18 protein-coding genes and 1 riboswitch are annotated in these 20,090 nt (G+C 70.5%); of the genes, 11 read left to right on the top strand and 7 right to left on the bottom strand.

Translation table 11 applies throughout. The features are described from left to right. Positions 1 to 120: 120 nt before the first annotated feature. From ABH927_RS16795 to ABH927_RS16785, 3 genes are all read right to left on the bottom strand, one after another. Entirely contained in the window at positions 121 to 984 is an 864-nt protein-coding gene (locus tag ABH927_RS16795) for a MurR/RpiR family transcriptional regulator (RefSeq protein ID WP_370022495.1), read from the bottom strand. Positions 985 to 1,562: 578 nt separating this feature from the next. Beyond that, positions 1,563 to 3,365 (bottom strand): ABC transporter ATP-binding protein, encoded by a 1,803-nt coding sequence (locus ABH927_RS16790; RefSeq protein ID WP_370022493.1) that lies wholly within the window; start codon positions 3,363 to 3,365, stop codon positions 1,563 to 1,565. After that, positions 3,356 to 3,592 carry a hypothetical protein gene (locus tag ABH927_RS16785; RefSeq protein ID WP_370022491.1) on the bottom strand — a complete coding sequence of 79 codons (237 nt, stop codon included), beginning with the start codon at positions 3,590 to 3,592 and terminating at the stop codon, positions 3,356 to 3,358. Before ABH927_RS16785 ends, ABH927_RS16790 begins: the two co-directional genes overlap by 10 nt. A gap of 207 nt (positions 3,593 to 3,799) precedes the next feature. Here ABH927_RS16785 and ABH927_RS16780 point away from each other — a divergent pair, with 207 nt between their 5' ends. The 4 genes from ABH927_RS16780 to ABH927_RS16765 all read left to right on the top strand — a co-directional run bounded on the left by ABH927_RS16780 (position 3,800) and on the right by ABH927_RS16765 (position 9,279). After that, the gene (locus ABH927_RS16780; RefSeq protein ID WP_370022489.1) at positions 3,800 to 5,191 is read left to right on the top strand and encodes a DUF4331 domain-containing protein; all 1,392 of its coding nucleotides are present in this window, start codon (positions 3,800 to 3,802) and stop codon (positions 5,189 to 5,191) included. 181 nt (positions 5,192 to 5,372) lie between these two features. After that, the gene (locus tag ABH927_RS16775; RefSeq protein ID WP_370022487.1) at positions 5,373 to 6,914 is read left to right on the top strand and encodes a tetratricopeptide repeat protein; all 1,542 of its coding nucleotides are present in this window, start codon (positions 5,373 to 5,375) and stop codon (positions 6,912 to 6,914) included. Continuing rightward, a complete protein-coding gene (locus ABH927_RS16770; RefSeq protein ID WP_370022485.1) occupies positions 6,911 to 8,503 on the top strand; it encodes a nickel/cobalt transporter in 1,593 nt (530 codons plus the stop codon). Before ABH927_RS16775 ends, ABH927_RS16770 begins: the two co-directional genes overlap by 4 nt. A 320-nt stretch (positions 8,504 to 8,823) precedes the next feature. After that, on the top strand, positions 8,824 to 9,279 hold the full coding sequence (locus tag ABH927_RS16765; protein ID WP_370022483.1) for a VOC family protein: 456 nt from the start codon (positions 8,824 to 8,826) through the stop codon (positions 9,277 to 9,279). Between the two features lie 19 nt (positions 9,280 to 9,298). Here ABH927_RS16765 and ABH927_RS16760 read toward each other — a convergent pair whose 3' ends face one another. The 4 genes from ABH927_RS16760 to ABH927_RS16745 form a co-directional block, all read right to left on the bottom strand. Further along, on the bottom strand, positions 9,299 to 9,985 hold the full coding sequence (locus tag ABH927_RS16760; RefSeq protein WP_370022481.1) for a hypothetical protein: 687 nt from the start codon (positions 9,983 to 9,985) through the stop codon (positions 9,299 to 9,301). A 218-nt stretch (positions 9,986 to 10,203) separates the two neighbouring features. Next, entirely contained in the window at positions 10,204 to 10,398 is a 195-nt protein-coding gene (locus ABH927_RS16755) for a hypothetical protein (RefSeq protein WP_370022479.1), read from the bottom strand. Positions 10,399 to 10,471: 73 nt separating this feature from the next. After that, positions 10,472 to 11,254 carry a hypothetical protein gene (locus tag ABH927_RS16750; RefSeq protein WP_370022478.1) on the bottom strand — a complete coding sequence of 261 codons (783 nt, stop codon included), beginning with the start codon at positions 11,252 to 11,254 and terminating at the stop codon, positions 10,472 to 10,474. Positions 11,255 to 11,314: 60 nt separating this feature from the next. Beyond that, a complete protein-coding gene (locus tag ABH927_RS16745; RefSeq protein ID WP_370022476.1) occupies positions 11,315 to 12,103 on the bottom strand; it encodes a FadR/GntR family transcriptional regulator in 789 nt (262 codons plus the stop codon). A 141-nt stretch (positions 12,104 to 12,244) separates the two neighbouring features. Here ABH927_RS16745 and ABH927_RS16740 point away from each other — a divergent pair, with 141 nt between their 5' ends. From ABH927_RS16740 to ABH927_RS16710, 7 genes are all read left to right on the top strand, one after another. Beyond that, positions 12,245 to 13,636: a glutamine synthetase family protein gene (locus tag ABH927_RS16740; RefSeq protein ID WP_370022474.1), complete on the top strand. Its 1,392-nt coding sequence runs from the start codon at positions 12,245 to 12,247 to the stop codon at positions 13,634 to 13,636. Positions 13,637 to 13,680: 44 nt separating this feature from the next. After that, a complete protein-coding gene (locus ABH927_RS16735; protein WP_370022535.1) occupies positions 13,681 to 15,012 on the top strand; it encodes an aldehyde dehydrogenase in 1,332 nt (443 codons plus the stop codon). Between the two features lie 4 nt (positions 15,013 to 15,016). Next, positions 15,017 to 15,781 carry a 3-oxoacyl-ACP reductase gene (locus tag ABH927_RS16730; RefSeq protein WP_370022472.1) on the top strand — a complete coding sequence of 255 codons (765 nt, stop codon included), beginning with the start codon at positions 15,017 to 15,019 and terminating at the stop codon, positions 15,779 to 15,781. Positions 15,782 to 15,888: 107 nt separating this feature from the next. Then, entirely contained in the window at positions 15,889 to 16,713 is an 825-nt protein-coding gene (locus ABH927_RS16725) for a gamma-glutamyl-gamma-aminobutyrate hydrolase family protein (protein ID WP_370022470.1), read from the top strand. Between the two features lie 17 nt (positions 16,714 to 16,730). After that, positions 16,731 to 16,828, top strand: a riboswitch (glycine riboswitch). 151 nt (positions 16,829 to 16,979) lie between these two features. After that, the gene (gcvT, locus tag ABH927_RS16720; protein WP_370022468.1) at positions 16,980 to 18,068 is read left to right on the top strand and encodes a glycine cleavage system aminomethyltransferase GcvT; all 1,089 of its coding nucleotides are present in this window, start codon (positions 16,980 to 16,982) and stop codon (positions 18,066 to 18,068) included. Then, the gene (gene gcvH, locus ABH927_RS16715; protein WP_370022466.1) at positions 18,065 to 18,454 is read left to right on the top strand and encodes a glycine cleavage system protein GcvH; all 390 of its coding nucleotides are present in this window, start codon (positions 18,065 to 18,067) and stop codon (positions 18,452 to 18,454) included. Before gcvT ends, gcvH begins: the two co-directional genes overlap by 4 nt. Positions 18,455 to 18,482: 28 nt before the next feature. Further along, positions 18,483 to 19,877, top strand: coding sequence for an L-serine ammonia-lyase (locus ABH927_RS16710; RefSeq protein WP_370022464.1), 1,395 nt, complete (start codon positions 18,483 to 18,485; stop codon positions 19,875 to 19,877). The last annotated feature ends 213 nt before the right edge of the window (positions 19,878 to 20,090 follow it).

Raw genomic sequence — 20,090 nt, 5'->3', positions numbered from 1 at the left:
ATCGGGGGCCACCGCGAACGCCGAGGTGTCGTGGTCCACGGGGACGGGCGTCGAGATCACGGCGCCGTAGCCTGACTTGAGGTTCGTGGGCACGGCCCGGGAGGTCGCCGGTGGCGGCTCCTAGCGGAGGAACACCCCGGTCTGGTCGGTCATCCGCTCATACTCCTCCAGCCGGGCGCGGGTGCGCAGCGGCGCCGCGTCGGCCATCGCCTCGACCAGCACCATCGCGAGGGCCAGCGGCGCCGCGTGCGAGTCGAACACGAGCCGCTCCCCGACCGGCGCGTCCAGCACGACGTCAGCGGAGAACGGCACGTCGGCCCGGTCGGTGATCACCGCCGTCCGAAGGCCCAGCGCCGTCGCACGCTCCAGAGCCTCTACGGCTTCCGCCGGATAGCGGGGCAACATGACCACGAGCAGCCAGCCCGCCCCGGCCCGGCGGGCGGCGTGCAGCCCGTCGAACAGCTCGGATCCGCCGTGGGTGAGCAGCCGCACGTCGGGATGGATCCGCCGGGCGTAGTAGGCGAACGTGGTGGCCAGGCCACTCGACACGCGCAGGCCCAGAATCGGGAGCGGCTCTGACGCGGCGAGAGCCATGCCGAGCTCGCGGACCGGTCCGTCCAGCGCCGGGGCGCCTCTCCCATTGGCGGTGCCGGAGGACGACAGGCGCTCGCGGATCTCCGTGAGATTGCGGATCTCGCCGTCGACGGCCTCGCGAAGCTGGCCGTACGGCTCGCCGGTCCGGACTCCATCGCCCCCGCCGACGACCATGGGCCGCAAGGCGTGCCGCAGCTCCGGATAGCCCGCGAAACCGAGCGCCATGGCGAACCGGGTCACCGACGGCTGGCTCACCCCGGCCCTGTCGGCCAGCTCGACGCTGGACAGGAAAATCGCCTCGTTCAGATGCTCATGGAGGTAGTGAGCGATCCGGCGCTGAACCGGCGACAGCCGCCGGCCTTCGAGGAGCCGATCAAGTCCGCCAGTCACGTCACCTCCAACGCCGCGCGGGTCCCTTGTCATCCCGGAACGTCGTCGCCGATACACCATGAATAAAGACATTCACACCCGTCACCGAAGGATACGGCCCCCACCCGCACGCCATGGCCGCTGGTGGGGCGGGAATGGCAGGCCCACGGCGGGACGACGAGCCGGTGGCGGCGGTGATGAGACGGTGGTGATGACGGTGACAGGGTTGGCGGGGCGGGATCGGCGGGCCCCGTGGCAGGGATGCCAGAGCCGGTGCCGGGGTCGGCGGGCCGGGATGGCGATGCGGGATGGCTGGGCTGCGGGAGGCTTGGCATGCGATGAGGCGGGTGCGGAGGCTGGGGCACCCCGGCGTACACGGCCGAGGTGCCCCTGCCTTCGGCGCCGCCGTCCCGGACGCGCCCGCACGCGCGTTGGACCCGGGAAAACGGCTGAGGTGAAGGAGAGGTTCCGCACTCCCCGGCCTTCCCGATTTGGTGATCAGCCAAGCTGTGGCCCGCGGTAAAGCGTCCGTACGGCTTTGCCTGCATCCCCGTCCTCCGCCCCGGGCCGGGCGGCACACCAGCGCCCGGCTCGGGGCTTCAGGAAGTGACGAGGAACTGGGTCTCGGCCAGCTCCCGATAGAGGTCGTCGGCGGTGACCAGCTCGTCGTGGGTGCCGTAGGCGCGGACCCGGCCCGCCTCCATGACGATGATCCGGTCGGCGCCCGTGACCGTGGACAGCCGGTGGGCGATCACCAGGACGGTGGTCTCCCGTGCCACCTCGGCCACCACCTCGCGCAGACGCAGCTCGTTCACGGCGTCGAGCTGCGAGGTGGCCTCGTCGAGCAGCAGCAGGCGGGGCTTGCGGAGCAGGGCCCGCGCGATGGCCACCCGCTGGCGCTCGCCACCCGAGAGGAGGACCCCGCGGTGCCCGACTGGCGTGTCCAGACCTTCGGGCAGACGCGCGACCAGATCGTCCAGACGGGTGCGGGCCAGGGCCTCGGCGACCTCCTCCTCGGTCGCGCCCGGAGCCCCGAAGACGAGGTTCTCCCGGAACGTGCCGGCGAGGACGGGCGCGTCCTGCTCGACGTAGCCGAGCGAGGCCCGCAGCTCTCCGAGCGGCCACGCACGGATGTCCCGGCCGCCGATGAGGATCGTCCCGGCCTGCGGCTCGTAGAACCTCTCGATGAGCCCGAAGACCGTCGATTTGCCCGCTCCCGAAGGGCCGACCAGCGCCGTCATGCCACCCGCGGGAACCTCGAAGCTCACCTCGTCGTGGACGACCGGGCGGTCCTCGCCGTACCGGAAGGCCACGCCCCTGAAGACGACGCCGACGGGATCGCGGGCCTCCGCTCGGCCCGCCGGCGCTTCGGCCGAGGACCGCACCTGCTCGGGGACGGCCGGCGACAGGACGGCCGGCTCCGGGGCGGCCGGCTCGGACGGAAGCTCGACGATCTCCTGGATCCGGGTCAGCGCGGCCAGGCCGTTCTGCAACTGGGTGAGACTCTGGATCAGCTGCCCGATCGGGGACACCAGATAGAACAGGTACAGCAGGAACGCGATCAGCGAGGAGATCTCCATCGCCCCGCTCGCGACCCGCGCGCCGCCCACTCCGAGGACGGCGAGGAACGCGAGCTGGATGGACATCCAGGCGCCGATCCCCGCGACCGAGGTCCACGCGGCGGCGGTCACGCCACGGTCGCGCGCCTCGGTGGCCGCCGCGCTCACCACCGCGATCTCGCGTGACTCGGCCCCGCTCGCCTTGACCGTGCGGAACGCCTGGAGCGCGCGGTCCAGCACGGAGCTCATCTCCCCGAGGGCCATCTGGGCCTCCAGCGACGCCCGGCGGATGCGCGGCGCGATCGACGCCCCCATGAGGCCGACCAGGGCGACCACCACGAGCGTGACCATGAGCAGCAGGCCGTCCATGACGGCCATCATCACGACGGCGCCGAGGAACATGAAGATCGCGCCCACCGAGCTGGCCAGCGCCTCCGTGCAGACCGCGCGCAGCAGCGTGGTGTCGGAGCTGACCCGGGAGAGCAGGTCGCCCGGCTTGAGCCGGTCCACGTCGGCCACCCTGAGCCGCAGGATGCGCTCGACGAGGCTCTTGCGTGAGGCGAGCACGATGCCCTCGCCCATCCGCTCCAGCAGGAAGCGGCCCCCCGCGGAGATCAGCGCCCCGACCAGGACCGCCACCGACAGCCCGAGCACCGGGGCGACGAGATCGCCACCCTTGCCGAAGGCGTCGATCACGCTCTTGGCGAGAATCGGCATCGCCAGCCCGGCGAAGCTGCCGACCAGAGTGAACACGCCGCCGAGCAGCAGCGCCCGCTTGTGCGGCCGGATCAGGCCGTACAGCAGCCGCCACGAGCTCCGCGCGCCCAGGCCGCTCAGTCGCACCCGCCCCCGAAGAGCCTCCTCCCTCCGAAGCGCTTGTGCACCGCCTGCTTGCTGACCCCGAGGGCCTGCGCTATCTGAACCCATGACAACCCCTGCACGCGTGCCCGGCGCACCTGTACGGCGGCCAGCCGATCGACCTGGCGGCGCAACTCGGCGGCGGCGCGGAGCGCGCGCAGGGGGTCGTCCCCTTCGGCTTCGGTCACCAGAGCCACGAGTTCCCCATTCATAAGGGTCAACTTACGTTGACCATCTGATGTGGTCAATCTAGGTTGACCTGGCCGACGTGTCAACCCCGGTTGACCGCGCGAAAGCCGCATGAAACAGGACCCATCCGGGGAGGCGCAGGGGCCGAATACGCGATCGAGGACTCCGGCCGGACAGCCTCAGGTGCCATTTCCCACCCGACAGTTCCACCTGTCCCGAAAGGACCGAACATGGAGCTCCGGATCAACCGGCGATCCCTGGTCGCCCTGGGCGTCGCGGGGGCGTTGACCGCCTCCTCACTCGTCCTGCTGCGCGCCAACACCGGCACGGCCTCCTCGCACCGCGAAGCCCCGCTGATCGCGGGAGACCCCAGAAACGACAACACGGACGTGTACGCCTTCGTCAGCCCCGACAAGACCGACACGGTGACGCTGCTCGCCAACTTCATCCCGTTCGAGGAGCCGAACGGCGGGCCGAACTTCTACACCTTCGACACCAACTCGCGCTACAACATCAAGATCGACAACGACGGCGACGCCGTACCCGACGTGACGTATCAGTGGTCGTTCCGGGACCAGGACAAGCGCGGCGACAGCACGTTCCTCTACAACAACGGCCCCGTGACCTCGCTGGACGACCCCAACCTGCTGTTCAGGCAGCGCTACACGCTGAAGAGGATCACCGCCCACAGCACGAAGACCCTGGTCGCCGACGGGACGGTCGCCCCGAGCAACGCCGGGCCGGCCTCCATGCCCGACTACGCGACCCTCCGCAATCAGGCGATCCACGGCATCCCCGGCGGCAAGGCGTTCGCCGGGCAGTCCGACGAGGCGTTCTTCGTCGACCTGCGGGTGTTCGACCTGCTCTACGGCGGCAACCTGTCCGAGGTCGGACAGGACACCACCAAGGGCTACAACGTGCACACGCTGGCCCTCCAGGTGCCGAAGGACGACGTCGCGCTCAAGGGCGACGCCAATCGCAACCCGGTGATCGGCGTCTGGTCGACCGTGGACAAGTGGAGCCCCCGCGGCTACGTCCAGGTGTCCAGGCTCGGCCAGCCGCTCGTCAACGAGGTCGTCGTCCCCGCCTCGCTGAAGGACGCGTTCAACTCCCTCAGCCCCGACAAGGACGCCGGGATTCCGGCGGTGGTCAAGCGGGTCACCTCTCCGGAGCTGCCGCGACTCGTCGAGGGCATCTACGGCGTCAAGGCGCCCAAGACCCCGCGCGAGGATCTCGTGGAGATCTTCCTGACCGGCATCGCCAAGGGCAACGGCCCGATCAAGGCGGACCTCAACTCGCAGAGCCTCAACAAGGACGCCGGGAAGCTGCGGCCGTCCGAGATGCTGCGGCTCAACATGTGCATTCCGGTCACCAAGGAGCCGAACCGGCTCGGCGTGCTGGGCGGAGACCCGCAGGGCTTCCCGAACGGCCGCCGGCTCGGCGACGACGTCGTGGACATCGCGATCCAGGCCATGGAGGGCGCCGCCCTGACCGGCAAGCTCGTCCCCGCCCTTGCCGCGGGCGACAAGGTCGACGCCAACGACAAGCCGTTCCTCGCCCAGTTCCCGTACATCCCGCTCCCGAGCAACACCTCCGTCAACCACTCCATCAACGGCTCCTAGAGCAGTCGGCCCGGGGATCTCCGGACACCACAACCCGGAGATCCCCGGGCGCGCACACCCCCCTTGTTGGTGATCATGCACAAGGTCCTTCGCATGCCCGCCCGGCTGCGTCTCCGTTGCCCCTGATCATGCACAGCTTCCCGAGAATGCCCGCCTAGCTGCCTTTTCGATATTCGTGATCATGCGCTTGACGACCCCGTACAAGGAGGTGTCCCGAATGCCGCGCACCGCCAGGCCACCAGAGGCGACGCCAGACCGAACGCCGACCGCGCCCCCGACCGGCACAACGGCACACGGCGCGGCCATGCCGAGTGAGCCGGTGGGCATGACGACCGGGGAGCACGGACCCGTGCCACAGCCGCCCCCGGCCGACGCGCCCACAGCCGACGCGCCCGCGCCTGCTCGGCGGCGTCTGCGGACGGTCGCGACGGTCACCGGCGGATCTCTCCTCGCGGCGGTCGCGCTGATGGCCGCCGCGACCCTGCTTCCAGGCTCGACCGACCCCGCGCCGCCACTCGCGTACTCCCCCGCGAGAGGCACGATCTCGTACGGCACGGCCTCCGGCATCGGCTCGTACGGCGCGGCGCCGGACGTCTCCGCCTCCATAGCGGGGCTCCAGAAAAGGCTCCACCGGCTGCCCAAGGACTACCTCGCCTGGGCCGAGCTGGGCTCCGCGTACGTCCAGCGCTCGCGCCAGACCGCCGACCCCTCCTACTACGTCAGGGCCGAGCAGGCGACCGCCAGGTCGCTCCAGCTCTCCCCGGGCAACTTCGCGGGCCTCACCGCCGAGGCCGCCCTCGCGGCGGGCCGCCACGACTTCGCCCGTGCCGTACGGCTGTCGCGCGACGCCATCGCCGCCAACCCCTACGGCCCGATCGCGTACGGCGTCGCGGCGGACGCCTACACCCAGCTCGGCCAGTACGGCCTGGCGTCGAAGGCCGTCGGGAAGATGATGGACCTCGCTCCCGGCGTCTCGTCGTTCACGCGGGCCTCCTACGACGCCGAGTTGCGCGGAGACCAGGCGGCCGCCCGCCGCCTGCTCGACTACGCCCTGCGCGACGCCTTCACCCCCGCCGACATCGCGTACTGCCGCTATTACCTCGGTGAGCTGGCCCTTCACGCGGGGGACGGCAAGCGGGCCGCCTCGATGTACGCGGCGGCGCTGAAGGCCGACCCCTCGTTCGTCCCCGCCCTGGCCGGCCAGGCCCGCGCCGCCGCTCTGGACGGGCGGCTCCGCGAGGCGGCCACCGGCTACGAGGCCGTGGTCGGGCGGCTGCCCCTCTCGCAGTACCTCGTCGAGTACGGCGAGGTCCTCCAGCGCATGGGCAGGAACCCCTCGGCCCAGTGGAAAGTGCTGGCCGCCCAGCGCGACCTGATGCGGGCGAACGGCGTGCGCGACGACCTCACCTGGGCCGAGTTCGAGGCCGACCACGGCTCGCCGGCGAGAGCCGTACAGCTCGCGACGGCCGAATACGCCCGCAACCCCAACGTGGTGGCGGCCGACGCGCTGGCCTGGGCGCTGTACCGCGACGGCAAGCCGCGACAGGCGCTGCCCTATGCGCGCAAGGCGACGGCCACAGGCTGGCGGAACGCCCTGCTCAGCCACCACCTGGCGGAGATCGAGCGAGCCCTCGGGGTCGACGCGAGCGAGTCTTCCGCGCTGGTCAGGACGTACAACCCCCGTTTCGAGCCGAGGCTCCCCGCACTCCAGAGGTTCTCGTGAAATCCGTCGTGCCATGGATGCTGGCCGGGCTCATCGGAGCGACCGCGCTGCTGACTCAGCCGGTCGCCGCCCACGCGTCGCCCCTCCCCGCCCATCCGCTGGGCAACTTCACGGTCAATCACTACGACGGGCTTCGCGTCAGGCCCGACCGCGTGGAGAATCGGGCCGTCGTCGACTTCGCCGAACTGCCGACCCTCCAGGCGCGGCCCACGGTGGACGCCGACGGGACGGGCCAGGTCTCCCCTGACGAAGCCGCCGCCCACGCCCGCTCCCAGTGCCTGTCCGTGGCCGCCGCCCAGAGCCTGGCCGTGGACGGGGTGGCGGCGAAGTGGTCGCTGCGGTCGGCCGCCTTCACCTACCAGCCTGGCCAAGGCGGCCTGGAGACCAGCAGGCTGACATGCGAGCTCGCCGCGCCCGCCCGCGTGTCGGGGGGCGTGGAGTTCCGCGACGGGTTCCTCGCCGACCGGATCGGCTGGCGTGAGATCACAGCCATGGGCGACGGGGTACGGCTCTCGCCCTCGGCGACCCCGGCGACCAGCGCGAGCGACGAACTGCGGACGTATCCGAGCGACCTGCTGTCGTCGCCCCTCGACCAGCGGTCCGCCTCTCTGCGAGTGGCCGGAGCCGCAGCCCCAACCGCCGGCCAAACCTCGAACGGCAGCCCGGCGGGGAACGGCAACCCGGCTCGGAACGGCGGCAGCGGGCGTCAGGACCCTACGGTGAAGACGCCGCTCGGCGGCCCGGCGCTCCCAGGACCGATCGGCTGGTGGCTGGCCGGGCTCGACCAGACATTCACTCAACTGGTCGGCGCCTCCTCCCTCACCGTGCCCCTCGGCCTCCTGGCCGTCCTGCTGGCCGCCGCCCTGGGCGCCGGACACGCCCTGATCCCCGGCCACGGAAAGACCATCATGGCCGCGTACCTGGCCGGACGCCGGGGGCGCCCGCGAGACGCCCTGATCGTCGGCATGACGGTGACGCTCACGCACACCGTCGGAGTGCTGGGCGTCGGCCTGCTGCTCACCGCGTTCTCGGCGCTGGCAGGAGAGTCCGTGCTGGCGTGGCTCGGTCTCACGAGCGGCCTTCTGATCACCGTCATCGGAGCCCGTTTGTTCTGGTCCTCCGTCAGGCACCGAGGATCGGCCGAGCACGCGCACGGACACAGGCACGAGCACGGACACGGCCACGGACACGGCCACGGCCACGGCCACGGGGATGGGGATGGGGACTCTCCGGGTCGGAGGGTGACGCCGCGCGGAGTGAGGCGACGGTGGCCGGGGCTTGTGGGGTTGGGAATCGCGGGCGGCCTGGTGCCCAGCCCTTCGGCCCTGATCGTCCTCCTGGGCGCCATCGCCCTGGGGCGGACCTGGTTCGGAGTGGGCCTGGTGGCCGCCTACGGCCTCGGCATGGCGGCCACGCTGACAGCCACCGGCCTGCTGCTGGTCACGCTGGCCGGCAGGCTGGACCGCCTGGCGCTGGCACGCAGCGGGCTGCCGGCCCGCCTGGCCGGTCTCGCGCCCACAGGCACCGCCGCCGTCGTCATGCTTCTCGGCACGGGGCTTGCCCTTCGTTCCCTCGCAGGCGCGCTGTGACCGGAGTTCCGTCCCCTCGGGCCCGCCGAAACAAGACTTCACCTCGGGGCGGCTATGGCCGGATGTACCCGGACGGCCGCCCATGGCGTGAACTGGCTGCCATTCACGTGCATTACCGCAGTCCAACCGCCTACAGAAGGCGAACGGTCTGCCCTCACGCTATCCGGCGCCTACGACAAAACCGCGCTTAATCCAAGACGCGACCTGGCCCCCTTGGGGCGGGTTTCAGGGACTGTTGTGAAAGCGGCTTTCCAGCCGGAGGGCCGGTCGGGCGGCAGTCGTGACCGATGTTTGTCAGAGCTGTCTGGCAGGCTCCGGGCATGGAGATGACACTGCAACTGACGATCGACTGCGCCGAGCCGCGGAGATTGGTGGCGTTCTGGAGCGAGGCTCTGGGATACGTGCCCGAACCTCCACCGGACGGGCATACCACGTGGCGGGATTATTGGGCGGACATGGGGGTGCCCGAAGAGGAGCTGGCCGGCGGTGCAGGCGAGAGCCCGGAGTCGATCGTTCATCCCGCCGGACAGGGGCCGCGGGTGTGGTTTCAGCGGGTTCCAGAACCCAAGGTCGCTAAGAACCGGGTGCACCTTGATCTGAAGGTGGGCGGCGGGCGCGACGCCCCATTGGCGCTCCGCACGCAGCGGGTCACCGCCATGGTGGAACGGCTGACCAGGGCCGGCGCAACTGTGCTGCGGATCATGGATGAGCCCGGCATGGAGTACTACGCCGTGGTGCTACAGGACCCAGAGGGCAACGAGTTCTGCGTTGTCTAGAACTTGTGGCGACTGACTGTCAGTCGAGGTCGGGGATGTCGTAGTCGTCGTAGTCGGCGTCGCCGTCGTCCACGCGGCGGAGCTTGATGTCCTCGGCCCAGGCGTACGCGAAGCGCCGGACATCGCGGATGCCCTCCTCGTCCAGGCCGTAGGCCGTGAACGCCTCGTCCGCGAGGAGGTCGACGGACTCCAGGCGCTGAACCAGGTCATCCGTACGCCACTCGTCATCGTGCAGGGCGCCGAGCTGCTCCAGCTCCCGGAAGCTGTACAGGTCGGCGACGGCCGCGACGTCGGCGAAGTCACGTGGGAGGCCCTGGTCGCGGAGGGCGCGGACCTTGAGGCCCACCGCGTCGTCGAGGCCGACGACCGGGCAGGGGTCCTCGGCGGCGGGCCTGTCCCGGAGGGCCTCCCGCAGCAGGTAGACCTCGCACGCCTGACCAGTGACCTCGTCGGTGGCGACGAGACGGGCCACCCGGGCCGTGACCTCGCAGACCTTGGCGGCCAGGCCCTTCCTGCCGAACGCGCCGGCCAGTTCTGCGGCGACCTCGGACAGCGGCGTCTCATCCGTGGTGGCGAATTCGAGATTTTCGGCCGGCCGCTCGGTGTAGCCATGCGCGCTGAGGGCGTAGCCACCGGCGAGCAGCAGGCCGTACCGCTCGGAGACCGCGCGGGCGTCCTCGATCAGGCGGAGGTGAAACGGCGGCATCTCCACTATCCGCGGGCCCCCTCGGAAATGGACGGCAGGCCATCGTGGGGATCCTCAACCGTACGGCCGGCGAACGCGACGGGCCCGGCCGCACGCGGAAGCCCGAGCACTGGGCGGGGCATGGAACCGGGGACCGGGCTGGGGAAAACGCCGTCCCATCGGGAGGAGATCACCGCGATCACCACTTCAGTATGACTCCTTCACCCGGAGTGAGCCCCCTATCCCAGCACGCCGTAGAGCTGGCGGAGCTCCCGGGTGGTGTCCATGATCTCGTACCACATCAGGCAGAGCCGGGCCTCGGCCTCCTCGGTGCGGGCCTCGGCGGCGAGCAGCCGGTCACCGGTCAGGAGGGCCGCCTCCCGTTTGAGCTGGGCCGCCATCTTCTGGAACACGAACCGCTCCCGCAGCTCCATGCGCCGCCTCCCCACCCACACCGAACGAGTACGCATGGATAAATACCCGCATATCGCCCGAAAATTCGGAGGGCTACCGCCGCTGCACACGCCGTTGCGGCGATGGGAGGTCATGGCGGCCGGACACGAACTCCTGGAAGGCGATCTTCGCACGGATGACCGGCCGCCTCCATCGCTCCTCCCGATGTACGGCTTTCGCCATCCGCCGGGGCTTGGGCCTCCTGGCCACGTCGGAGTAGAACCAGCGGGCCCACGGCGATCCGGGGCGCGCGAGCCGTACCGCACCGACATAGATGAACGGCGGCACGAACAGCCCCAGGATGCCGCTCCAGATCTTCCCCTTGAGCAGCGTGACCACGGCGAAGACGAGGTTGACCGCGAGGAGGCCCGTCCCCGCCCAGTGACTGCCGAGCGCCTGCTCCGAGCCGCCCCAGCCGAGGGGACGCAGGCCGAGGAGCAGCAGGCCGGTGGCCGCGACCGCCACGAAGACGGCGTCCACGGAGGTGCGGCCCTCCTCCTGCCAGTAGACGTCGCGCAGGTGCAGGATCAGGGCGAACTCGTCGAGCACCAGGGCGGATCCCGCTCCGAAGACGGCGGCCGAGAAGGCGTACCACCCGGTGGAGGCGCCGGAGAGGATCAGCCCCGCGACGCCTCCGAGCAGCATGAGCACCACGCCGAAGACGACGTGGTGGATGTGCGTCTCGCCCACGTTCACATTGCCGAGCCACCGCACCCTCGCCCGGATCAGCCGGACGTTGACGCGCGTGCACACGAAAGACACGATCAGCGCCATGAAGAAGCAGAACAGCGGCAGCCGGTGCGTCTCGACGACGCGTTCGCGAAACAAGTCAGCCATGTACGAGTCAGTCATGAAATGAGATCCCCGACCCCCGATGCTACGGGGGCAATCGAGTGGTCAGGCGAGAAAACCCCGCAGGAGGGCAGCCGTGCCCTCCAGATGCTCGGCCACCGCGCGGCGGGCGGCCCCGGGATCTCCCGCGAGAATCGCGTCCACGATGGCGGCGTGCTGCGCCGCCGCGTGCTCGATGTTGGGCCGCAGCACGGGAATGGCGTTGAGCAGGTCGGTTACCCGGAGGCGGGCGTCCGCGCAGGCGGCGGCGAGCAGCCGCGACCCGGTCAGCTCCGCGATGGCGAGGTGGAACGCGGTGTCCATCCGGCGATAGTCCGCCGGGGCCGCGTCGTTGACCTCCGCCAGCCGGGAGGTGAGCGTCTCCCGCTGCGCCGGGGTGAGCTCGGAGCACGCCAGGACCTGGGCCGCGCCGCATTCGACGGCCATCCGGAAGGTCAGCGCGTCGTCCAGCTCGCCGGGCCCCATCTCGTTGACGGCCCTGCGCAGGTCGCCCTTCCGGGGGTTGGGCGGCTGGTAGACCACGAAGGCCCCGCCGTAGCGGCCGCGCCGTACGTCGAGGTAACCGGCGTCCTGAAGCGCGCGGATGGCCTCCCGCAGGGTGACCCGGCTGATGCCGAGCTGGGCGGCGAGCTCCCGCTCGGGGGGCAGCTTCTCCCCGTGCGCGACGACGCCGAGCTTGATCGCCTGGAGCAGCCGTTCGACGGTCTCCTCGAAGGCGTTTCCCGCCCGGACGGGACGGAGCAGCGAGACCACCCCCGCTCCGCTCGCCCCCAAGCCGCCCGTCTTCACGGAGCCCGTCTTCACGGAGCCCGTCTTCACGGAGCCCGTCTTCATGGAGCCCGCCGTCCCTTCGCTTCCAGGCCAGTCCAGGCCAGTCCAGGCACGGGCGGAGGTTCGGACCGCCCCCACACCCCCCGCGTGGCCTGAGGTTAACCCTAAGAGCATTGTTGACTAAGGGCGGGGCCTGGTGCTTGCATGCCCTTCAATGGTCTGATTCCAGACTTTTGGACAGGAGGCGCCGTGCTGAGCGTGGAGCAGCTTCGCGGCGACGTCGAGGCGGGCCGCGTGGACACCGTCCTGCTCGCCGTCACCGACATGCAGGGCCGCTTGCAGGGGAAACGACTCTCGGCGCGGTACTTCCTGGAGGAGGTGCTGGGCCACGCCGCGGAGGGCTGCAACTACCTGCTGGCGGTCGACGTCGACATGAACACGGTGGACGGCTATGCGATGTCGTCCTGGGAGCGGGGCTACGGCGACTTCGTGATGAAGCCCGACCTCGCGACGCTGCGCCGGGTGCCGTGGCAGGAGGGCACGGTCCTGCTGCTGGCCGACCTGGTCTGGGAGGACGGCTCGGACGTCGTCGCCTCCCCCAGGCAGATCCTGCGCCGGCAGGCGGCGCGGCTGGCCGAGCACGGCTGGACGGCCTTCGTCGGCACCGAGCTGGAGTTCGTCGTCTACAACGACACCTACGAAGAGGCGTGGCAGCGCTCCTATCGCGACCTGACCCCCGCGAACCTCTACAACGTCGACTACTCCCTGCTCGGCACGGCCCGGATCGAGCCGCTCCTCAGGAAGATCATGCGCGGCATGGAGGGAGCCGGGCTGTACGTCGAGTCCGCGAAGGGCGAGTGCAACCTCGGCCAGCACGAGATCGCCTTCCGGTACGCCGACGCGCTCGCGACCTGCGACAATCATGTGATCTACAAGAACGGCGCCAAGGAGATCGCCGCCCAGGAGGGCAGGTCGATCACGTTCATGGCCAAGCCGAACCAGCGCGAGGGCAACTCCTGCCACATCCACATCTCCCTGCGCGCCGAGGACGGCCGCCCGGTCATGGCGGGGCAGGAGCCGTACGGGCTGTCGAAGACCGGGCGGCACTTCATCGCGGGCCAGTTGGCGGCGCTGAGAGAGCTCACCCTGTTCTTCGCGCCCAACATCAACTCCTACAAGCGGTTCGTGCCGGGCAGCTTCGCGCCCACCGCCGTGAAGTGGGGCATCGACAACCGGACCTGCTCGCTCCGCCTCGTCGGCCACGGGCCGTCGCTGCGCGTGGAGAACCGCGTGCCCGGCGGCGACGTCAACCCCTACCTCGCGGTGTCGGCGCTGATCGCCGCCGGCCTGCGGGGAATCGAGGAGGAGCTCCCCCTGGAGGAGCCGTTCGCCGGGAACGCATACGTGGCCGGAGCCGAGACGGTGCCGGCCACGCTCCGCGACGCCCTGTCGCTGTGGGAGGGCTCGGAGCTCGCCGAGGCGGCCTTCGGCAAGGACGTCGTCGAGCACTACGCCAACAACGCAAGGGTCGAGCTGGCCGCCTTCGACGCGGCGGTCACCGACTGGGAGCTCTATCGGGGGTTCGAGAGGCTGTGAAGATAGTCAATCCGGCGACCGAGGAAGTGATCGCCGAGGTCGAGATGGCGGACGCCGCCGAGGTGGACCGCGCGGTGGAGCGGGCGAAGGCCGCGTTCGCGACCTGGCGGTCCGTGAGCCCCGGAGACCGGGCGCGGCTGCTGCGGCGGTTCGCCGAGAAGGTCGAGGACCACGCCGAGGAGCTGGCCCGCCTGGAGATCGCCAACGCCGGGCACACGGCCGGGAACGCCCGCTGGGAGGCCGGAAACGTCCGGGACGTGCTCCACTTCTACGCGGGGGCGCCGGAGCGGGACCACGGCAGGCAGATCCCCGTCGCCGGCGGCGTGGACATCACCTTCCAGGAGCCGCTGGGCGTCGTCGGCGTGATCGTGCCGTGGAACTTCCCGATGGTCATCATGACCTGGGGAGTCGCCCCGGCGCTCGCCGCCGGGAACACCGTGATCGTCAAGCCCGCCGAGTGGACGCCGCTGACCGCGCGGAGGCTCGCCGAGCTGGCACTCGAAGCCGGGCTGCCGGAAGGCGTCCTCCAGGTCCTCCCCGGCGAGGGCGAGGTCGCGGGCGCCCGGCTCGTCGACCACCCCGGCGTACGCAAGATCGTCTTCACCGGCTCGACCGAGGTCGGCAAGCTGATCGCGGCCCAGGCGGCGAGTCAGGTCAAGCGGGTGACGCTGGAGCTCGGCGGCAAGAGCGCCAACATCGTCTTCGCCGACTCCGACCTGGACAGGGCGGCCTCGTCGGCTCCGATGGCGGTGTTCGACAACTCGGGCCAGGACTGCTGCGCCCGCTCCCGCATCCTGGTGGAGCGTTCCGTCTACGACGACTTCCTCGTACGGCTCTCGCATGCCGTACAGGCGATCAAGGTGGGCGATCCGCTCGATCCGGCCAGCGAGATGGGCCCGTTGATCAGCGCCGAGCACCGGGACCGGGTGGCGTCGTTCGTCGGCGCGGAGGGCGTCCACGCGGCGGGGTCGTGCCCGAGCGGGCCGGGCTACTGGTTCGCGCCGACCGTGCTGGCGGCGCCCGCCGGATTCGACCCGCTCGCGGGAGGGTCAGGGGCCTTCCACCGGGCGTTCACCGAGGAGATCTTCGGGCCGGTGGTCTCCGTCGTGCCGTTCGACGACGAGGCCCATGCCGTACAGATCGCGAACAACACGACCTATGGCCTTTCGGGGTCGATCTGGACGCGGGACGTCGGGCGGGCGCTGCGGGTGGCCCGGGCCGTCGAGGCGGGCAACCTGTCGGTGAACTCGCATTCCAGCGTCCGCTACTGGACGCCGTTCGGCGGCTTCAAGCAGTCCGGCCTCGGCCGGGAGCTCGGCCCCGACGCGCTCGCCGCCTTCACCGAGACCAAGAACGTCTTCATTTCCACGGAGTAGACACATGCAGCGTTTGCAGGACCGCGTCGCCGTCATCACGGGAGCGGGAAGCGGCATCGGGCTGGCCACGGCCCAGCGGTTCGCCCAGGAGGGCGCGAAGATCGTGGCCGTGGACCTCGACGAGGTGGCCGGCGCCAAGGTGGCCGACGAGGTCGGCGGCCTGTTCGTGAAGGCCGACGTGGCCAGCGAGGACGACGTCGTCCGGATGTACCAGACCGCGTTCGACGCGTTCGGAAGCGTCGACATCGCGTTCAACAACGCGGGGATCTCGCCGCCCGACGACGACTCCATCCTCGACACCGGCATCGACGCCTGGCGCCGGGTGCAGGAGGTCAACCTCACCAGCGTGTACCTGTGCTGCAAGCACGCCATCCCGTACATGCGGAGGCAGGGCAAGGGGTCGATCATCAACACCGCGTCGTTCGTGGCGGTGATGGGCTCGGCGACCTCGCAGATCTCGTACACGGCCTCCAAGGGCGGCGTCCTCGCCATGAGCCGGGAGCTGGGCGTCCAGTTCGCCCGAGAGGGCATCCGGGTGAACGCGCTCTGCCCCGGCCCGGTCGACACCCCGCTGCTGCGCGAACTGTTCGCCAAGGACCCCGAGCGGGCCCAGCGCCGCCTCGTCCACGTGCCGATCGGCCGGTTCGCCCGCGCCGAGGAGATCGCGGCCGCGGTCGCGTTCCTCGCCTCCGACGACTCCAGCTTCATCACCGCGTCGGAGTTCCTCGTCGACGGCGGCATCTCCGGCGCGTACGTCACCCCCCTTTAGGGCATGCCGGTTCTGTAGGACATCCAAGACAAGCCGGGCGGTGGCGGCGCTCGCCGCCACCCGGCCATCCGCCCGGCTTTCGCGATTTCGTCTGAACGAGGGAGAGCATGTCTCGGCCCGTCATCGGCATCACGTGTTACGTCGAACCCGCCAAGTTCACCGTGTGGGAGATGACGACCGCGCTGCTGCCGTACATGTACGTCGAGCACGTCACCCGGGCCGGCGGGCAGGCCGTCATCCTGCCGCCTGCCGGAGACCCGTCCGCGCTGGTCGAACGGCTCGACGGGCTGATCATCGCGGGCGGGGGCGACATCGATCCGGCGAGGTACGGCGCTCGCCCGCAAGAGCAGACCGGCTATGTCCGGAAATTTCGCGATGAGGCCGAGTTTGGGCTGATGGAGGCCGCTCTCGGCTCCGGCCTGCCGTTCCTCGGCATCTGCCGCGGGCTCCAGGTCCTCAACGTGGCCAGGGGCGGCACGCTCCACCAGCACCTCCCCGACGTGGTGGGCCACACCGCCCACTCCCCCGCCCCGGGGACCTTCGGCCGCGTCCCCGTACGGCTCTCGCCCGGCCTGGCCAAGGTCTACGACTCCGAGGACCTGACCCCCGCGCACTACCACCACCAGGCGGTCGACCGCCTCGGAGACGGGCTGGAAGTCACCGCCGAGTCTGACGACGGCACGATCGAGGCCGTCGGACTGCCCGGCCACCCCTTCGCCCTCGCCGTCCAGTGGCACCCCGAAGCCGACGAGGACGGTCCCCTCTTCCACGCCCTGATACGACACACCCGACACATTCGACACACACTCCCTGGCCTTACATCGAGCATCCAGCGCGGGGCTGATGAGCCGGTTCCGGCGAGAGACCACGCCCAAGGCCCGCCGGAAAGGGTGAGGAACGCACGGTTAGGGCGGAGGGATCTGAACCGCTAGGCTGGGCCGCACACCGGTGATCCCGTGCGGGAGAGCGTCCTGGCATCCGGTCAGGGCCCCTGAAGGAGCAAGCCCTCCCCGCGAACCTCTCAAGGAAAAGGACCGTGCGGGCCAGGTGACCTCTGGAAAGAAGGCACGTGCCGACGGTACGGCCTCGCCGAAGGTGAAAGTCCGGCAAAGAACGGGCGAAGCTCTCAGGCACCGATGACAGAGGGGGAGGATGCCCAATAGTCCGACGCAGCATCCGTCCTCCTGAGGTGCCGTTCATGTCCCGATCTACTCCGTTGCGTGAGGTCCATGAAAGCCTGGGCGCGACGCTTACCGACTTCGCCGGATGGCTGATGCCGCTCCGCTACGGCAGCGAGTCGGCCGAGCACAACGCCGTGCGGACCGCCGCGGGCCTCTTCGACCTGTCCCACATGGGGGAGATCTTCATCACCGGGCCGCAGGCGGGTGAGGCGCTCGACTACGCGCTGGTCGGGCACCTCAGCGTCCTGGACCCCGGCCGGGCCCGCTACACCATGATCGTGAACGAGGACGGCGGCGTCCTCGACGACCTGATCGTCTACCGGCTCGCAGGCGAGGAGTTCATGGTCGTCGCCAACGCGTCCAACTACGCCGCGGTCGCGGCGGCGCTGGCGGAGCGGGCCGCGCCGTACGACGCGCGGGTGGAGGACCGGTCCGACTCCTACGCGCTGGTCGCGGTGCAGGGACCCAACAGCACCCAGATCCTGCGCAAGCTGACCGACGCCGACCTGGACGGCCTCAAGTACTACGCGGGTCTCCCCGGCACCGTCGCCGGGTTCGAGGCCCTCATCGCCCGCACCGGGTACACCGGCGAGGACGGGTTCGAGCTGTTCGTCCGCGACGAGGACGCGGTGCCGCTCTGGAACGCGCTGGCCGAGGCGGGGGCCGGGCTGGGGCTCATCCCCGCCGGGCTGTCCGCCCGCGACACGCTGCGGCTGGAGGCCGGCATGCCGCTCTACGGCAACGAGCTGAGCGCGGACCTGACGCCGTTCGACGCAGGGCTCGGCCGCGTCGTGCGGTTCGACAAGCCTGGCGACTTCGTGGGCCGGGAGGCCCTGTCCTCGCGGGGTGGGGGCGATCGCCGGCTCGTCGGCCTGGTGGCGCGCGACCGCAGGGTGCCCCGCCACGGCTATCCCGTCACCCAGGACGGCGTGGTCGTCGGCGAGGTGACCAGCGGCGCCCCGTCGCAGACGCTCGGCAAGCCCATCGCCATGGCCTACGTGTCCGCGGCCGCTCTGGACGGCGGCGGGAGCCTGGCGGTCGACATCCGTGGTAGCCATGAACCGGTCGACGTCGTTGACCTGCCTTTCTACAGGAGGAGCAAGTGAGCAGCATTCCCGACGAGCTGAGCTACACCAAGGAGCACGAGTGGGTGGCCGGTCTCGATGACGGCCTCACCGTGACGGTGGGCATCACGGCGTACGCCGCCGAGCAGCTCGGCGACGTCGTCTACGTGCAGGTGCCCGAGGTGGGCGCCAGCGTCGCCGCCGGAGACGCGGTCGGCGAGGTCGAGTCGACGAAGTCGGTGAGCGACATCTTCGCCCCCGTCGGCGGCGAGGTCGTGGAGATCAACCCGGCCGTCGTGGACGACCCGTCGCTGGTCAACTCCGACCCGTACGGCGAGGGTTGGCTGTTCCGCGTCCGCATCGAGGAGGAGCCGGAGGACCTGCTGTCCTCGGCCGAGTACGGCGCGCTCACCGCGGCCGAGTCCTGACCCACTCTCCCCCGAAGGGCACCGATCAATGGCGATCAGTGTGTTCGACCTGTTCAAGGTGGGGATCGGGCCGTCCAGCTCGCACACTGGCGGCCCGATGGCGGCGGCGCACAAGTTCGCCCGCGGCCTCCGCGACGACGGCCTGTTGGAGAAGGTCGCCCGGGTCGAGGTCATCCTCTACGGCTCGCTCGGCCTGACCGGCAAGGGCCACGGCAGCGACAAGGCCGTCCTGCTGGGCCTGTCCGGTGAGAAGCCGGAGCTGGTCGACGTCGACGGCGTCGAGGACGCGCTGGCAGCCATGCGGTCACGGGGGACCGTCCTGCTGTACGGCTCGCGCGAGATCCCGTTCGTGGTGGGCGAGCACCTGATCTTCGAGCGGAAGCTGTCGCTGCCGCACCATCCGAACGGCATGCGCTTCACGGCCTTCTCCGGCTCCGGCTCCGGCTCCGGCTCCGACGGCACGCCGCTCCGGGAGAAGATCTACTACTCGGTCGGCGGTGGCTTCGTGGTGGACGAGAACGCGACGGGCGCCGACCGGATCAAGCCGGACGACACCGTCGTGCCGTACCCCTTCACGACCGCCGCCGGGCTCCTCGCCCACTGCGCCGACACCGGCCTGTCGATCTCCGGCCTGATGCTGGAGAACGAGAAGGCCTTCGGCCGTACGACCGAGGAGATTCGCGAGGGCCTGCTGCACCTGTGGTCGGTCATGGCGGAGTGCGTGCGGCGGGGCAGCACCCGCGAGGGCGTCCTGCCGGGCGGGTTGAAGGTGAAGCGGCGGGCCAACCAGCTCCAGCGCAGGCTCCAGAGCGAGACGGACGCCGATCCGCTCCGGGCGATGGACTGGGTCACGCTGTTCGCCCTCGCGGTCAACGAGGAGAACGCGGCGGGCGGCCGCATCGTCACGGCCCCCACGAACGGCGCGGCGGGGATCATCCCGGCCGTGCTGTCGTACTACACGAAGTTCGTCCCGGGAGCCGACGACGACGGGATCGTCCGGTTCCTGCTGACGGCCGGGGCCACCGGCGTCCTGTTCAAGGAGAACGCCTCGATCTCGGGGGCCGAGGTCGGCTGCCAGGGAGAGGTCGGCTCGGCCTGCTCGATGGCCGCCGCCGGGCTGACGGAGGTGCTGGGCGGCACCCCCGAGCAGGTGGAGAACGCCGCCGAGATCGGCATCGAGCACAACCTGGGCCTGACCTGCGACCCCATCGGCGGCCTCGTGCAGATCCCCTGCATCGAGCGGAACGCGGTGGCCTCCATCAAGGCGATCGCCGCCGCCAGGATCGCCCTGCGGGGGGACGGCCGCCACTTCGTGTCGCTCGACAAGGCCATCAAGACGATGCGCGACACCGGCCGGGACATGCTCGACAAGTACAAGGAGACCTCCCGCGGCGGCCTCGCCGTCAATGTCATCGAATGCTGACCCCACCCCTTCGGCGTGATCATGCACAGGGTCCCACCTTGGGCGCCTGACCTGCCCCTTCACCCGGCGTGATCATGCACAGGGTCCCGGGTCCCGGGCCCGGCCTGCCCCTCTCCCGCACGCGATCATGCACAAGTTCTCGCTCACGCCGCCTGACCTGCGGGGACATCCGGCGTGATCTGGCAGTCGTGTCTTATCCTGACTTCTCTTGAT

Source organism: Planotetraspora sp. GP83, from assembly GCF_041262585.1.
In the GTDB taxonomy this organism is placed as follows: Bacteria; Actinomycetota; Actinomycetes; order Streptosporangiales; family Streptosporangiaceae; genus JAOEGB01.
This window is presented reverse-complemented; position numbering and strand designations above follow the sequence as displayed.

Bases quoted from the DNA above. Each gene is read 5' to 3' on its own strand.
- ABH927_RS16785 (WP_370022491.1), bottom strand. From the start codon at position 3,592: ATGAATGGGGAACTCGTGGCTCTGGTGACCGAAGCCGAAGGGGACGAC.
- ABH927_RS16780 (WP_370022489.1), top strand. From the start codon at position 3,800: ATGGAGCTCCGGATCAACCGGCGATCCCTGGTCGCCCTGGGCGTCGCG.
- ABH927_RS16775 (WP_370022487.1), top strand. From the start codon at position 5,373: ATGCGCTTGACGACCCCGTACAAGGAGGTGTCCCGAATGCCGCGCACC.
- ABH927_RS16765 (WP_370022483.1), top strand. From the start codon at position 8,824: ATGGAGATGACACTGCAACTGACGATCGACTGCGCCGAGCCGCGGAGA.
- ABH927_RS16760 (WP_370022481.1), bottom strand. From the start codon at position 9,985: ATGCCGCCGTTTCACCTCCGCCTGATCGAGGACGCCCGCGCGGTCTCC.
- ABH927_RS16755 (WP_370022479.1), bottom strand. From the start codon at position 10,398: ATGGAGCTGCGGGAGCGGTTCGTGTTCCAGAAGATGGCGGCCCAGCTC.
- ABH927_RS16750 (WP_370022478.1), bottom strand. From the start codon at position 11,254: ATGGCTGACTTGTTTCGCGAACGCGTCGTCGAGACGCACCGGCTGCCG.
- ABH927_RS16745 (WP_370022476.1), bottom strand. From the start codon at position 12,103: ATGAAGACGGGCTCCGTGAAGACGGGCTCCGTGAAGACGGGCTCCGTG.
- ABH927_RS16740 (WP_370022474.1), top strand. From the start codon at position 12,245: ATGCCCTTCAATGGTCTGATTCCAGACTTTTGGACAGGAGGCGCCGTG.
- ABH927_RS16735 (WP_370022535.1), top strand. From the start codon at position 13,681: ATGGCGGACGCCGCCGAGGTGGACCGCGCGGTGGAGCGGGCGAAGGCC.
- ABH927_RS16730 (WP_370022472.1), top strand. From the start codon at position 15,017: ATGCAGCGTTTGCAGGACCGCGTCGCCGTCATCACGGGAGCGGGAAGC.
- ABH927_RS16725 (WP_370022470.1), top strand. From the start codon at position 15,889: ATGTCTCGGCCCGTCATCGGCATCACGTGTTACGTCGAACCCGCCAAG.
- gcvT (WP_370022468.1), top strand. From the start codon at position 16,980: ATGTCCCGATCTACTCCGTTGCGTGAGGTCCATGAAAGCCTGGGCGCG.
- ABH927_RS16710 (WP_370022464.1), top strand. From the start codon at position 18,483: ATGGCGATCAGTGTGTTCGACCTGTTCAAGGTGGGGATCGGGCCGTCC.